Raw genomic sequence first — 15038 nt, forward strand, 5'->3', positions numbered from 1 at the left:
CGCAGCGCAGCCCCCTGCGGTTACCCGCTGGCGTCGAGGGCACATGCACTTTAGCCCGGAACGGGCGCTCGCTGTGCGGAGAGCGCCCGCACGCCCGGAATGGTCGGTCGCGAGCGAAGAGGCGCGACCCTGGGAGCGCCTCGACGCGAACGGCGACCGTAAGGGAGCCGTGAGCAGGCGTCGGGCGGCACGCGGCGAGCGGGGCGATCCGTCTCGTTATACCGACCAACCGCCGTCGACGATCGGCTGGTACGTTCTACTGAGGACTCCTGAGGAATTTACAGATACTTCGTGGTGAATTCCGTTGGGGAGTTTTAGATTGTAGTTGACTACCTTTCCGGAATCATGCTAGTGACTCTGTTGAAATCCTCTGCTTTCGGTAGGAAATAAGCTGAAACAACCAATTTCTGAACTCTGCGTATTTATTACTACAGTCGCGGTGTTCAGTTTCTATCCAAATTGAGAACACGCATTTTTTACCATATTGTGGAGAAAATCAGTTGCATGCCCTCCCTGAAACGTGTCCACATTGTCGCAGCATTCGTCCTGCTTGGTGTCACTGCGTTCCTTTACTCGGTGATTATCGCCCAACAACTCCTTCTCGGCACGGGCGTTGCGATCGCGTCCTTCGTCGTCGCAACATTCGCGTACTACGGGGGTACCAACCGAAAGACGGCCACTCGCGCAACGATCATCGTCACACTCATTTATGGCGTTTTCACTCTCCAGCTTCCTATTGCTGTCATCGCGGCCTGCGTCGTCTACCTCACCGTGTGGCTGACCGGCTCGGACAGCCCACTCGACGCACCTGACACGCAGGTCTTCCCGGTCGAATCGACGGCTACCAACGAATCCGACGATAGCAAGTGAACCGGGCGATCTACGGGTCTCTTGAGGCGATCAGTCACCCGATGCTTGGTACGTGGTTTGTTCAGTGATTCACCTGTACTGAGTGATTCGTGAGTCCTCTGAACAGACCGCAATCATGTCAAAACTCATCCGCTACTGGATTTCTAAAAGAACTGCCACTCCCGCACTGTCTTACTCCCCACCATCGAGATACTCATTAATTAATATCGGTACAATCACTCCGACACCTAGTATCACAGCAACAGACAGCCATGGTGGCGGCTCAGTTACGCTATCAAGTCCAAACAATAGCACTATCGCCAGTGCGATAAATCCGATTCCGACCGTGTTTTCGCGGGAGACCATAGAGTCAAATTTCTCGTGCATTCGATAAAACTGGATCGCCAGTCCACCAAGCATCGCGTCAGGTTCTCTCCCCTCGTTGGGTTGATCGACTTCGGCATCATGTTTGGCGATCGCCAACGCTGACAGCGTCGCAATCCGTCGGCTATGGTCGATGACGGATCGTTGCCCACACGTCACCGACGCCGTTCCGATACGGAAATCGACGTGGGCCGAATGGGTGACTTATCGTCGATCACGGTGAATCTCTCTTCCATATCCCCACCAGAACCTGTGGCACGAAAGCGAACTCAGAGGTCGACGTCTTATTCCGTCTTCGCATCGACGTCGAGGGCTGTGGTCCAACCACGGTGGAACACAGCGAGCTGGACGATCGAGTTGAATGCTTGGTCGCTTGGCTCGTGGACGAGAACCCGTTCGTTCGGAACCGGTGTGACGAGACCGTCGTCGACGAGAGTGTTCACGAGAAGGTGGGCTTCCCTGTCCTCGAGGTCCGCTACCACCACGTGTACAGCATCTTGATCCTGAGCGAGGAGTTCTGCTTCGAACCGTTCGTAGTCGGATGATACATCACCGAATGTGTCTGTACCGTTCATCATAATCACACGAGTGCACCGTAGGGCGCCTCAGTCATTCAGGCGCACAGAAACTCCGGGCTCGTTAGTCGTAACCAACACTACGGAGTGCTCCGTCTCGTTGTTGGTCAACGGTGAAATCGGCTTCCAGGACGCCGACCGGTCGTCGTCGCCAAACGGTCTCGGCGGATTCCTGTGAACGTCTATCTCCATTGTTTCGTCTGTGAAAGTGTATTTTGTGTCCTCTCAGGGAGTCTCCGTCCGATCGACGGTAATTGCACTGTATGCTGGAGCGATGTTCGGATTCTTTGGGGTACTACTGCTCCGGTACGCGTCCACCGCATGGAGATTTTGAAGGAGGCTATCGACTTTCTAGGACTGCAGTGGGAAGCGTCAAAAGGTCCACTCACCGGTATTGAGGGATATTCTTAGATACTACGTGCCGTAGTACCTTCGACCATCCCAAGGCATTCGTCTGCCCCGCCGATAGACGATCAGCGGTCACGAATTCGATCTCGAGCGGCCGCAAACCGAACGGGATCTGTCTCTCCAGACGCAGCCATATCGTTTGCAGACTGGAGTTGAGAGTTGATGAGTCGATTTTGCTGGCGTGACCACTCTTGATCGTCGTGCGTCCGAACGTACTTGGCCCACCGTTTGATCATCGCACGCCGTTGTTCCATGTTCCGGCGTTGATCATCCTCAAACGCGGTTGAGTTCTGCATAGTAGTTCTCGACTCCGAACTCTTTGACGTACGTTTCAAGCTGCTCCGTATTAAATCGTTCCTCGAACGTCAGATACAGATGGATGGCGTCTTCGAAATCCTTGCCATTGAGACTGTCTGCAGCTTGTGCAAGTCGGAGTTTGTACGCAATCTGGAGTTCAAGCGGACTGATCTTGATCTGGCCATCAGAAAATGTGACCGTGAGGGGGTTCGAGAGAGCTTCGCGCTCAATGTCGTTTGAGACGAACCACGTCTCGAAGTTCGGATACATCTTGCCGTCCTCTGCAATTCGAATACGGCTCCCCTCGTTCAACATTGAATACATCTCATCAAGTGGCATGGCCATTCCCCAGTACCCCCGATCTTTGAGTTCTGAGACCAATTCCTCAGTCTCCGTTTCAGACAGGGGCTCCAGAATGACGTCGATATCCTCCGTCGAGCGAGATCGCCCCGTGAGAATTGCGACGTACCCGCTAACAATGACGTAGTCAACGTTACAGGCATCGAGGATCGCTGTGAAGTCGAGTACGTCTTTGTCGAGTTCTGAAAGCTCTCGTGAAAGTGAGAGTGTGTCGTCACTGAGTTCCATCAGTTTCCACCACGGAATACGGATACACTGAGTGTTGGGTCACTTCTATCCATTTGTGTATTGAGACACTCATTCATTGGATTTTCTTCGGTATCATGACTTACATTCCCTCCGATCTGATTGGGTTCGAAGCCAAGGGAGTGGAACACCCGGATCGAAATTTCGTGACGTGAGGAAGACATCTTCTTAACCAACAATTCGCGAACTCCGCCGATCGTGTTGGTTACTCCATGTTCGGATGCTTCCAGAGAACGTGCACTGGCGCAACACGGAATCTGTCGAGACCACCGACAGATGAATCCTGGTCCAGAGCCGCAGTTCGATCTCGGTGTGAGCCTCGGGTGAGTTGGATGATCAGCTCATCGCGAACGGTCTCGCGGTCGATCGTGGTTGCACTCCACCCGAGTCGCTCGTCGAAGTGCCGCTTGGTGAACGTCTCACCAACACCGTCGACGGCGATGTACTGCGTCCGTTTCACACCCCACATGTGCCACGAGATGACCTCCGCGCCGACTGGTTCATGCGTCATCTCGACGAGCGCACACTCCACCAACGCGACGATCGACGTCGGACTTCGATCGGTGGGAAGCGCCACGTCCAGATTCGCCCACGATGGTGCGACTTCTGACTGTCTCGGGATATCCTGTACCTCGACGTCGTCGAACGTACTGTCTAAAGACATTGGTCTATACGAGAGCTTACTGCGTGCTCCCGCACCCCTCTGGGGGAGAAAAAATACTCCTGCGGAGCGACGTCGACGTTACCTCGGCATACTGAGAGATCGACGCAGGCGGGTTCGGAGAGATAGCTGTTTGACCAAAGCGTGAGAGTAGAAACTGCACAGTCAATAGGGAGTGTATATTTGGACAATACTGATAATAAACATCCTAATATAACGGCCTCAGAATCAATTAGAGCCTTGTCGATTGGATTTAATCTTCTTTCAAAGACGTCGACGCCATATCGGAGGTGGGCCGGAAGCATCAGAACGGCTCGACGACAGCATAAGTCCTACAAAATCGGGTATTGAGTGACTCAAACCAAGGGTAGTGCCGATTTACAGAATAATTGCGGGTCCCGCAAAACGATTAGTAAAATAACGCAGTAGAATAGAATGAACCGTAGAGGGGCTCTACTATCTAAAAAAATGATCGACGGGGAGTTCAAAGTGGAAAACGAGATAGTTAGAGAGAATTTCTATTATTATGAGTTGTTCCGTGGAATCGACATCGTCACACCAAGAAAATTTTCCGAGATGCTGAACGATCTATGAGTCCCCTATATTGATCGACTGAAAGAGGGAGACACCTGAGTGTACCAAAGGTTCCCCTCAGAATTCCTCGTGAAATTCCCCAGACAAATCGTCGATCTGTTCGTACATCTCGTCGGGGAAGGGGAGACTCCCCCAGATCGAGTAGGGGCACTGATCCTCACCAACGCAATACCGTTGCATATCGTCGTTTCCACAGTTCATCGGAAGCGGTGTTTCTCCACCGATAGTGTTCGAAAACTCGTAGCGAACTTGGTAGTCCGTTTTCTCTTCATCGTACCACGGCCATCTGGAGAAGACGTCTTTGAGATCGGCGACGATCGCATCTAGTGTCCTGTCTTGGTACTGGGGGAGCCACATGACCATCCGGGCAAAGTTGTAGAGGTCTTTTCGGACAGGTTTCCTCTCGTGAAGACGTTCTTCCATAGCGGCCAGACACGGGAGTTCGAACAGGTCCTCCAGTTGGTCGACGTCGAGCTGTGTCGATCTGTGGCTACTCCGGGCTATCCGGTACGTGTTGACTCGGTCAGAACGATCGATCGTAACCGCAGTGTGTGACTCGATATTTGCAAGTTTCTTCGCGAGACTGCTCGGACTGGAGATCCGGTTGATGACCGTGGACTCCCAATCGTTTTCGGGGGTGTATGCATCGATCGCGTCGTAGATCTCGTTCGCCGTATGAAACTCCCCCAGCTGAACGGTCTCGGCAGGGGAAGCGGTCAGTACACGTCGAAGAACGCGGATGGTCCGGGTCCCACGGTCCCAGTTTCGCCAGAGACGATCGTAATTCCCTGTCTCAACGAATCCGGAGATCTGTTCTGCGATTTCTGATTCGTTGGTCGTCAACCACGTTCGCTGCTCTTCAGAGAGGCCCTGTTCCTGAACTGTCAAGAGCTTCTTGAAGGCACGTTTGCCGTAGCTTCGATACTTTTCGTCAAAGTCGCCAACTGGGACGTACAGATTGTTGTCTCGAACCCGAGACAGAATTTCGCTATCTTCATCGTCATCTGTAGACGTCCCCGAACGGACGAGACAATCTCGTGATGCTGCTACCATCGGGATCTCGAGGTATAGTCCAGGGCCGAACTCTGGCACCGACTTGATGTCGGTACAGACACGGCCCGGATGCGGTCCATCCGCACCTGGCTGTTTTTGATAGAGTATCTCGGCAATATCCTGATACAGCGATGTATTCCCGTATGCTCGAAGCAATGAGGCGAGATTGTTGACGTATAGCTCGCGAATGTCGTAAAGCGGCTGGATCGTCCGTGGAGGAGACTGTTTGAACTTCGGATGACCCTTCACGCAGATTGCGCTAAGTGTGGCGAGGACCGCAAGCAATCCTGGCTCATCAACGAACGGATCCTCGAGCGCATCAGCCCGGACCTGTTCGTTGAACGCGGCGCGTCCAAAACGCCCGATATCGTTGAGGAGGTCCGCCGGCTGATCGACGCCGTCGATGACGTATCGATCGTAGCCCCGAGTGAATAGCTGGTTGATGGAGTGAGTACCGTACTCAAGAGGTACCGAGATCACTCGATACGCCGTTTCTTCATCATCGACGGGGGGACTCGAGCTCACGACTCGAACCTCTCTGGGGTCGCCGACTGCACATCGAAATGCGGACTGTCGATCGGCTGAACGACGCGACAGACCTCCGCATGGAGCGAGTAAGGTAACCGCGCTACTCGACGTCGATCTGCAGTTACGACTGGATCGATCGGAATCCCGTACCCGTCAAGAAGCAGATCGTTCAGCACCTCACGACTCTGTTCGTCGTATCTGTGTGCAGGGTCGCCATCCAGCAGGTAAACGTGGACGCCCTGTCCGGTGTACATCACCATCGTCTCGTCGGCGTCGAAGTCATCCTCAAAGATGTCACGCACTGCGAATCCGTACTCGATAGCTCGATCGACGTCCTCGAAGGCATATGGATACCCGACAGGATCCGCATCACGGATTCCTGCCGCCTCGAGGACGTCATCAGACTGGCTCTCGTCGTCGGGAGCAACCAGTTCCTCGGCCCGATTTTGCGCGATCGTTTTCGCGTCGATATCGACCAAGATGATCCAGGGACGATCCCAGTGATTCAACGCGTAGTATACTGCATCAGGAGACGGATCTAATCCGTCGATCAAGCTCGGATCAGCAAGGATGTAGGGGCTTCCGGTTAGTGGGTCGTTGCGAGCTGGGTGGCGCACGAACTCGAGAACATCGTCGATCGTTTCAAACTGGGGCGTAGTTCGTTCTCCGGACGCGTCCGTCTGCCACGTAGCTCTGCGAATAAACTCTTTGTCCGGAACGTCGGACTTTCGAACGGGGTACGGATCACGAAAGGCGATGGCGTACTCTTTCGGCCCACCAGCGGTAATAAACGGCGGCAGATCGTCGAGATAGGTGGGGAATTCCTCCTCGTAGTAGGTGGTGATCTCTTCGCGAGTCGCGGTTCGCCACGTCACGAATTGACCTCCGTGTCGAGGTTTTTGAAACTGCGAATCGTTGTCAGTCCCGCCGCATCGAACTCTTCGATCGTGTCTCGGATCGACGTGAACGATCGAGCGTCACGGCCGCTCACACTCGCTTCGATTCGATCGGCGTCTGCGAGCCAGTCGAGCACTTCAATGGCCGTCTCGCGTTTGTTGAACGCCCAGACGACGTGTGCATCTACATCGCTGAGCTTGTCGTAATCATCGATAGGTGCTTCCCGGTTGTGACTGTGGAGTTCCGCTTCACCAGCCCAGATCAACGTGTCGTCGACGTCGAATCCGGCCACGTCGAATACCGCATCTTCGGAATGTTGGTAGTACGGTTCAACTCGAACGACGTCGTCCTGGTTGCCGATCCATACCTCGAGGAGTTTGACGCCGACTTTGTGGGGCGTTTTCTCACCAATATCCCCCTTTCCGGGACCGACTCGTAGCTTTTTGCCAAGCAGTTCGCGACCCGCTGGAAGGACAGTGTAGTACTTGCGTCCGGCAGCGGATGCTTCATCGAGGAGACCCTGCTCTCGAAGGCGCTGGAGGTCAAGATCCTCAAACTCATCGCGAAGGGAACGCATCGCATCAAGGAGTGTATACTCAGAGGATTCTCGGTTCATCACCTCCAAGACGTGATCTAAGAACCGGATATCATCGCGAGTGAGGCCACGATTTTGAAGCTCATCGTCGGGAACCGATATCCCCCCATATTTGACCGGCGAAGAGCCGTTCTCCGGTGGTTCAGTTGCTTCAGTAACTGAGGACTCCGGAGAACTATTGGCTTCATCGGCCTCACCAAGTACGCCAAACGATGGATCAGTATCGGGCGTGGAATCTGGAGTGGTTTCGTCAGTTTGAGAGAAGGGTGACTCGTCTGAGAGGGGTTGCTTCACGGCGGCTTGCTGATCGATAAATGAGGATTGAGAGAGATCGGAGGAGACAGAGTCGGGTGTATTTGAAGACGAACTTCCAGTTTCAGCACTTCCCCATCCGGACCCCTCAGACAGTTCTCGATCAATCCCGTATAAGGCCTGCGTCCGGTCCAGTACCGTTGGATAGGCGGTATTCTCGAAGTGTTCCTTTTGAGATTCCGTGAGCGGATGCTCACTTTCGGGATGTCCTGGGGGAATTGGAAGTGGTTTGAGTGAAAACGGCGATGGGGCAGCATCTCCAAATTTTGGGCTCGGGAGTTTCGCGATCCATTCGCCCTTCGGGAGGGAATTGAGCCGATTTCGGAGTTCTTCAGCGTCAAGATCTTCGTGGACCATCGAACGAGCAAGGTCCTTATCGGGAGTGATATTCGAAATGAGTTTGGTTCGAACGTTATTGAGTAATTCTTTGTAGGCTCTCTCACTTCGATCTCGAACTTGTTCCGGGAACTGCATCACTAGCCCGAGGCACAGACCAAATGATCGTCCCATCGGGAGTAACTGTTCCGAGACGATGGTGGAAGAGACGATCGGTGCGGATTCTTCGATAATGACATTGGTCAAATACTCGTAATCCGACCGACCATCGTTTTTCCGTACTTGAACAGCATCCCACAAGTTGCTCAACACGAGCAATGTGAACGCTTTCTGTGATTCTGGGCGCAATTCACCAGTATCAAACAGAATCGTAATGTCTTCTTCTAGAATGTCTCTGAAGTCAAAGTGACTATCAGTATCCTCACTCCCCGGATTGTGGGTGAATATTCGATAGATATGGGGCTTCTCTGTGAGGGCGTGTAATCGGTTCCCAACACCATTCATAATGTTCTGGAATTGCTTCTCATCGTTGCTGAAGTGTCGGATTAGCTCTTCTTCGACTTTGTCATTGTCCGTCGAAATCGGTGGAATCGTTTTCTCTGTTTGCATTATGTTCGCGGCGTCGATCAGGTCGGATAAGTCGAAGACGTCACTCCCGAACTCCTTATCGAATAACGCCTTGATCAGAGATGAAATAATCTGTTTTGAAACATATGCAGAATCGTGCGTTTCTTCGCCGAGAATCATCCGAAGAATTTCGTGGAAATGATCCACCTTATCCTGGATGGCATCCTCGCGAGTGCGACCTTCGTTTAATGTTCCTCTAATATCAAAGAACGTGAATGCGGGCAGGATATCAGGTAGATTAAAATAATAGACATTATCGAGATTGCCAAATTCGGAATAGTGACACTGCAAGTATTCTCTACACATCCCATCACCTTTTGCGTCGATGACGATATTTGGACCGTGGGTTGTTCTACGGATTGTCTGAAGATCAGACTCTATGGAGATTGATTTGCCAGCTCCCGTCGGCCCAACTCGCATGTAATGGGTAGTCAGCAATTGGGGCGGAATTCGAATCGGCTCCGAACTCGGCTCTCCATTTTCATCCAGTGGATAGCCGATCGACATCCCGTCGTCAAACTCGGCAAGCATATCGGGGTTAGGTTGTTGTAAGGGGTGCTGACTCTGTTGGGTGGCCCGAGTACCACGTTTTCCCGCAACGGATAACACGTGAGAAGACGGAACAAGGACAAAATTCGCAAGTTCAGCTCCACAAAGGATCAGGTCCGGACGAGTTTTTCCACGACCGGTTACGAGTTCACGATCGAGAAGACGGCGAAGTTCTGCGTTTGCCTTTCGCTCTTTGGTTTTTCCTCGAATACCGCGATCTCGGATGCGGTTCCCTTTCAACTCGTAAAACGGACCATCAAGTGGATCAAGTACCGTGGTGAGCGAATCCATCCAGTCGTCACAGCTATCTCGATTTTCCTCAGTCGGGAGCGCAATAGCTCTAATGTTGGCGGTATAGGACCGCTTGGCATTCTTAATGTCGAGATACTCGATCCGTTTGGATACGGATGTGCTGAGATGCCGTTCTTTTCGACGACGTCGGGAGGGATCCTCGGTCGTCCCGAGCCACGGTCCGATAAGTCGTCCGAGGAAGGTATCCCGACCGTCAACGAGGTCTTCCTTGCGAAGATCCGCCTTGTCCTGCCAATCAGGATATCGCTCGAATACGACCTGAAAAGCGACCGGGGTCTCAGCATTCGTCAAGTGATCGATTAGCGACGTCAGCGCAGCACCTGGTTCGGTAACAGATTGAACAGTTTCACTAGAATTGGGCGCAGTAATCGGGGTCAGTGACGTCATCCAATCGCGTTTGCGAGTCGCAGAACCGGACCATCGGACTCCAAGTGGAGAGGCAGCATCGACTGCTGGTCTCGCTAAGATCATCCCACCTTCAGTGATGGTCGGTTTCTCAATCTCAGTTAGAGGGCCATCATCTGGGAGAGAGACGGGTTTATTGAATTTGAATGCCTGCTCGCCGATCCGAACGAATCCATCACCAACGTGTTCAACCGTAGCTGATTCGCCCTCTTCCGTTTCAACCTGGACTGTCGTTACTTCGAGGTCCGTATCGGTGATCTCGATCACTTCGTCCGGACCAAAGTCGTATGCAAGCTTGGATGCCTCATATCGCTCGAGAAACTCTGCTTGCGTTAGTCGTTCGGGCTCGATGAGACGTTTCGAGAGATCGACTTCAAGCCGTTTGATTTGGAACGTCGACGGATAGATCGATTTTACACGCTTCTCAAGCGTGTCGAGTCCATTATCGACACCGTAGAGAAATTCGATCGGCGCATCCAGTCCGTCACTGAGAATGAGGAACTCGAATCGGGGTGCCGGCGTCCCGTGGAATGGGTTGAGTTTCTGCCAGCGTGTCTCGGACTTCGGCTGGAGTTTGTGAAGACTCTGGAGTACCCGCGAGATGCGTCCTGGGTCGACTTCTTCTGAAGTTGGCCGCACTCGAATATACTCACTCATCGTGTCCTCCTGACTCCGTTTGCGGGCTATCACTCAACAGCGCGGAAACTGGATCAACATCTTCCGGTAAATCGGCCGGCCTAGGTCGATCGGTTGGAGAATTACTGGGATGTGACTCGCTTGTCGTTCCATCCTCGCCAAGTCCAGTGACCACCGACCCAGCGTGAGATTCCGGATCGAAGTCTATGACTTCCTTCTCGCGTTTCATTGCTTTGACCTGAATGCCTCGCCACTCGCCGTCGACGCCGACCAATGCTTCTGAAAAGCCATTTTTCTCGTTTCCCGGGACTGCATCCTGAACGAACCGCATCTGCGGATAGTTCATGCCGAATTCCTCTGCCCACTCTTGGTCCATCCCCTCAAGCCGATGAAATTGCTTGACAGCACACTGATCGAGAATTGCCTCGGATTCCGCGTGTTCGAAGAATTCGTCGACAGTCTGTGTAACTAATCGGATCGAGAGATCGTGGTGGCGGTGATGCCGGAAGACGGTCTCCAAGAACGACAGGCTCGCCGCATCCTGCATAATGTATCGAGCCTCATCGATGTAGAAGACGACCTGCTTTTCCGTGACCTTCGCGCGTTCGTAGACCAACGAGATGAGTAACTGCATCGTGAGTGCGGTACTGCTTCCGACGCTGCCTTCCTGTTGTGCGAGATCGAGGTAGATCACTTTCTCGTTACGAATGTCAAACTCCGACGGCTCCCCGAGATTTTCGTGGCGACCACCCTCGTCGAATGGGCGAAGCTGATCGAGGAGCCACGTGGCATCCGTACGGATTTTCGTTGTTTCCGCCTCGGAACGAACGATGAAGTCCTCGGGCGAGTCGATCATGTCTTCAAAGACATCCATCATATCCCGAATCGTAGGACTCAGATTGGAATGAGTCGCGATGTCCTCGGAGATGTCACACCGAGCGTACGAACGCCGAAGCGCAAGTTCGAGCGTCGTTCGTCGATCGCCGAGAGAGATGCCGCGAAGCGCAAAGAAGTTCGTCAGAAAGCTCATCGCGTCATCGAGCTTTTCGTTGAACGGACTCGCATCGTTTCCCATCGCTCGCTGAATGTGGGCCGGTGTCTCACGGATCTCGAGGGGATTCAATCCAAGCGTCCCACCGACCGTGATACGCTTCGCACCCAGCGCTTCGGACACGCCAGCCCAGTTATTCAACGGCTCCAGGATAATCCCAATTCGATCCCGGCTCTTCTCGATCGACCTGATGAAGTTCTGTTTCGAGCTGAATGATTTCCCGGAACCGGTATCGCCGACAGTAAACATCGCATACCCGTTATCTCGCGAAAACGGATCGATCACGACCGGACTCTGGTTGTCACGTTGCACGCCGAACTCGACACCATCCTCCTCGAGAATCGTCGCATTGTGAGGTGAGGCGAGCAACGCACCGATGGCGCCGCCGAGCGCGATCGACGCTCGCCCAAACTCGTTGTGGCCGATCGGCGCCGCGGATTGGAGAGCGACGTCCTGTCGACAGATGGCCGTCTTCGGCGTCAGGTTCGAGGGATCGTCTCTGAGCGCACTCTTGACCGTTTGGACGTCGTTTCGGAGTTCCTCCTTCCCGTCCGCCCGAACAACGACATACATCGCCTGATCGAACACTCTAGCCCCAGCCTCGACCGCCGTATACGTCGATTTGGCCTCATCGGCCCGTTCTTGGAGGTACGCACTCCGAACGCTCTTCTCGAGATCGGCGTCGACCTGAAGATCATCGGCCAGATTCTGTAGCTCGCTACGAGCTCGTTCCTGGTTCTTCGGCGTGATGTGGACCGTCAGATCGAATTTTACGTCCGTGATGTCGAAGAGGTTACTCAGGTACCCGTCATTTGGATGGTCGGGATAATCCGCGATATAGAGCGTCGTCGTCCACTCCTCGCCGACACATGCCGCTCGCGTCTCCCACTCGATCGCCGCTGGTGCTGTCACGGTCTGGTGGGACTCCTCGACGTCGTCGAGGAAGTGCCCCTCAGCGTCAGCCTCACTAAGCGTCTCCTCATCCAGCATCGCTGAAAGATCTACTTCTGGTTCTTCATCGTCCGCCTCACCATCACTCGCAGGTTGCGTATACGAATTCCACCGTCGCTTGATCTCAATACTGAACACAAATGCGAGGGCGCCATAGAGCATCGCTCCCTCCAACGAGGTGGGGTTCGAAAGCCACTCACCAAGGATGGAGACGATCTCGCCACCTTGCAAGAGAACATTACTCATCGGTATCGGTTCTCCGTTGAGACTGACCGACGATCGGTTGGTTTCGAACTGCGAGTCCGGCTTCGTCGTATTCGTGTTCGTGCCCATTCCAGAAGTCCATATTCAACATGAACAGCTCGACGGTACTGAGCCGTCGAGCCGACCAACCTGATGCCTGTTGAATGAATTCAGATCGGACTTCGTTGACTCGCGTATCCAGTTTCTCGAACATTTTTGCGCGTCGTTCAGCCTCCGACAAGTCCTCGCGACGAGTCACAAACGGGGTGAACAGAAACCCGATGACGGGGAAATCCGTCAGTTTTTCTGCGGGTGTCCCCTCGTCTTTCGATCGGTTATACACCTCAAGCGGTCGTGCCTGGACACCGAGATAGTACCGGTGCTGTTGAATCCCTCGGTCACGCATTTCCTGTGGACGCTTCTCGCGATATTCCTCGAGCAGCTCCTGAAGCGCAGGATTTGCAGCAACATCCTCGTCGTTCAGCCGAGCTTCGATATTTTCCGTGATTCGATCGACGGGAAACGATCGAGTCGTTGTATGGAGCTTGATTTTCGAATCGAGTTCCTTATTCGCGAACCCTTCACCCGTTTCGTGGAGTTTGGCCCAATCAGACGCCATCGCAAAGTCCATGTTCCCAGGGTCGATCTCGATGAAGGCCTCCATCGTTCCGTCAGCACGCTGAATGGCACCAGCACCTGGCCATGCACGTTTGACGTTGGTGAGGTCCTGCGTTCGCTCATCCGGTTTGAATGGCGTATAATTCGCTAATCCACCACGCGATCGTTCCGTCTCGTTCGTTTCCGAATCCGGATCTGCCGGCGCTGCGAACGTGTGCGTCGGCCGCTTGAGGTAGCGATAGACGTCAGTTATCCACGTCCACGCGTTCAGGTGGCTTGGAGTCATGAAGACGATCGCAACCCCGATCCCCAACCCGCCAGTCATCAGCGGTAATGCGAGCGAATTCAACCCGGAAAAGCTCGCGAAAAACAACCCCACGATCGGCAACCCGACAATGACACCGATATCCCCCTCTTCGATATTCAGATAGGGGATCCGACTGGCCTCACCGAACTGATCCATGATACGTCGTGCCGCTTCGTCTTGATCTGTCGTCATCTGGAAGTGTCTCGTTCAGGATTATTCTCAGTACGTCTGTACGACGGAGTGGACGCTGCCTGGTCGTCGACAGAATTCCGTTGTGTCACTCGCTGCGCAATCGCATGTCCCGCAGCAGCTTTCGGTCCAAATCGGGCTGCTGCAGCAGCTGTACTCCCACCGCCCACATAGGCTCCTGCTGCGACGCCCCCAACGAGAATCGCCCCCTTCGTCGCACCACTCATGACTTTCGCGGTCACGGGTGTCGCATATTTGAACGTCCGCCACGTGATGAAGACCGCAACCATCGGGAGCGACATCGCAACGAGATATCTCAGGAAGGTGTTCGCGGGAGTGAACGTCCCTCCAGTATACAGGAGATCATAGCCTTTGAATACGATTGCAGCGGGGAGTGGCAGCGCCGCAAGCGGGACGAACCGTCTTGCAAACCCGAGGGCGATCTCAGACAGAACCGGGACGTTACCATATCCGATCGCCAAGGCGATCGGCATGCCGTAGATATAGACGAACAACAGCACCTCACGGATGTAATAGAGTGCCTGGAGCAACCACATCGAGATTCCCCCAACGATGGCAAAGATCAACGACAGGCCCGGATTGGAGAGGGACGCAGAGAGGAAATCGATCATCACCCGAGCCAACGAGCCAAGACTCGGCAGCAAGGCGATCGTGAACCCATCCACGAGATACAGGAATACTGCACTCACCCAGTACCACGTGATGATGAGAAAGGCGCCCGCCCACGCCGTTTTTCGCGTTTTCCGGCTCTCGTAGGCACTCCCGATGTTGAAGATTCGAATGGTGTGTCGTCCTTGAACGCAGATGGTCAGCGTCAATAGAGCGAGGATCATGATTTCGCCCCCAACGAGCGTCTCGTAGAGCGTTATCCAGGGCTCATTCGATGGACTCCCAAAGACAAATGGACTGTCCGTCCGGGGTGTGGGAGTGCCGAAGAGCTCCACTGAAAGGGTGTCATATCCGGTGTGGACACCCTCCATAAACACGTCCGTCACCCAATCGACGACGTCCTTGGCGCCCTCCAGAACCACGTC

Annotated in this window: 12 protein-coding genes; 1 reads left to right on the forward strand and 11 read right to left on the reverse strand. The window is 53.8% G+C overall.

Annotation, left to right across the window (positions count from 1 at the left end; translation table 11 throughout):
* Positions 1 to 504: 504 nt before the first annotated feature.
* Positions 505 to 870 (forward strand): hypothetical protein, encoded by a 366-nt coding sequence (locus ACFQE9_RS15075; RefSeq protein WP_379746582.1) that lies wholly within the window; start codon positions 505 to 507, stop codon positions 868 to 870.
* Positions 871 to 1041: 171 nt separating this feature from the next.
* Here the strand turns inward: ACFQE9_RS15075 and ACFQE9_RS15080 are convergent, their stop codons facing one another.
* The 11 genes from ACFQE9_RS15080 to ACFQE9_RS15125 all read right to left on the reverse strand — a co-directional run.
* A complete protein-coding gene (locus ACFQE9_RS15080; RefSeq protein ID WP_379746585.1) occupies positions 1042 to 1332 on the reverse strand; it encodes a hypothetical protein in 291 nt (96 codons plus the stop codon).
* A 185-nt stretch (positions 1333 to 1517) separates the two neighbouring features.
* The gene (locus ACFQE9_RS15085; RefSeq protein ID WP_379746588.1) at positions 1518 to 1808 is read right to left on the reverse strand and encodes a hypothetical protein; all 291 of its coding nucleotides are present in this window, start codon (positions 1806 to 1808) and stop codon (positions 1518 to 1520) included.
* A gap of 473 nt (positions 1809 to 2281) precedes the next feature.
* Positions 2282 to 2512 carry a DUF8150 family protein gene (locus ACFQE9_RS15285; RefSeq protein WP_465261101.1) on the reverse strand — a complete coding sequence of 77 codons (231 nt, stop codon included), beginning with the start codon at positions 2510 to 2512 and terminating at the stop codon, positions 2282 to 2284.
* A complete protein-coding gene (locus ACFQE9_RS15090) occupies positions 2490 to 3101 on the reverse strand; it encodes a hypothetical protein (RefSeq protein WP_379746591.1) in 612 nt (203 codons plus the stop codon). The genes ACFQE9_RS15285 and ACFQE9_RS15090 overlap by 23 nt, the downstream gene beginning before the upstream one ends.
* A gap of 223 nt (positions 3102 to 3324) precedes the next feature.
* Positions 3325 to 3696 carry a hypothetical protein gene (locus ACFQE9_RS15095; RefSeq protein ID WP_379746594.1) on the reverse strand — a complete coding sequence of 124 codons (372 nt, stop codon included), beginning with the start codon at positions 3694 to 3696 and terminating at the stop codon, positions 3325 to 3327.
* Positions 3697 to 4431: 735 nt separating this feature from the next.
* The gene (locus ACFQE9_RS15100) at positions 4432 to 5952 is read right to left on the reverse strand and encodes a primase-associated protein (protein ID WP_379746597.1); all 1521 of its coding nucleotides are present in this window, start codon (positions 5950 to 5952) and stop codon (positions 4432 to 4434) included.
* Positions 5949 to 6830, reverse strand: a complete 882-nt coding sequence (locus ACFQE9_RS15105; RefSeq protein ID WP_379746600.1) for a bifunctional DNA primase/polymerase — start codon at positions 6828 to 6830, stop codon at positions 5949 to 5951. The genes ACFQE9_RS15100 and ACFQE9_RS15105 overlap by 4 nt, the downstream gene beginning before the upstream one ends.
* The gene (locus ACFQE9_RS15110) at positions 6827 to 10645 is read right to left on the reverse strand and encodes an ATP-binding protein (protein ID WP_379746603.1); all 3819 of its coding nucleotides are present in this window, start codon (positions 10643 to 10645) and stop codon (positions 6827 to 6829) included. The genes ACFQE9_RS15105 and ACFQE9_RS15110 overlap by 4 nt, the downstream gene beginning before the upstream one ends.
* Complete coding sequence (locus ACFQE9_RS15115) at positions 10638 to 12872, reverse strand: VirB4 family type IV secretion system protein (RefSeq protein ID WP_379746606.1); 2235 nt, start codon at positions 12870 to 12872, stop codon at positions 10638 to 10640. The genes ACFQE9_RS15110 and ACFQE9_RS15115 overlap by 8 nt, the downstream gene beginning before the upstream one ends.
* Positions 12865 to 13986: a hypothetical protein gene (locus tag ACFQE9_RS15120; RefSeq protein ID WP_379746608.1), complete on the reverse strand. Its 1122-nt coding sequence runs from the start codon at positions 13984 to 13986 to the stop codon at positions 12865 to 12867. Before ACFQE9_RS15120 ends, ACFQE9_RS15115 begins: the two co-directional genes overlap by 8 nt.
* A partial coding sequence (locus ACFQE9_RS15125) for a hypothetical protein (RefSeq protein WP_379746611.1) occupies positions 13983 to 15038 on the reverse strand: 1056 nt, incomplete at its 5' end. The genes ACFQE9_RS15120 and ACFQE9_RS15125, both read right to left, overlap by 4 nt.

It is taken from the genome of Halopenitus salinus (assembly GCF_042662125.1).
Classification (GTDB): Archaea; Halobacteriota; Halobacteria; order Halobacteriales; family Haloferacaceae; genus Halopenitus; species Halopenitus salinus.

What these genes read in the sequence shown, in the direction of transcription:
- ACFQE9_RS15075 (WP_379746582.1), top strand. Translation starts at nt 505, where the DNA reads ATGCCCTCCCTGAAACGTGTCCACATTGTCGCAGCATTCGTCCTGCTT.
- ACFQE9_RS15085 (WP_379746588.1), bottom strand. Translation starts at nt 1,808, where the DNA reads ATGAACGGTACAGACACATTCGGTGATGTATCATCCGACTACGAACGG.
- ACFQE9_RS15285 (WP_465261101.1), bottom strand. Translation starts at nt 2,512, where the DNA reads ATGCAGAACTCAACCGCGTTTGAGGATGATCAACGCCGGAACATGGAA.
- ACFQE9_RS15090 (WP_379746591.1), bottom strand. Translation starts at nt 3,101, where the DNA reads ATGGAACTCAGTGACGACACACTCTCACTTTCACGAGAGCTTTCAGAA.
- ACFQE9_RS15110 (WP_379746603.1), bottom strand. Translation starts at nt 10,645, where the DNA reads ATGAGTGAGTATATTCGAGTGCGGCCAACTTCAGAAGAAGTCGACCCA.
- ACFQE9_RS15115 (WP_379746606.1), bottom strand. Translation starts at nt 12,872, where the DNA reads ATGAGTAATGTTCTCTTGCAAGGTGGCGAGATCGTCTCCATCCTTGGT.
- ACFQE9_RS15120 (WP_379746608.1), bottom strand. Translation starts at nt 13,986, where the DNA reads ATGACGACAGATCAAGACGAAGCGGCACGACGTATCATGGATCAGTTC.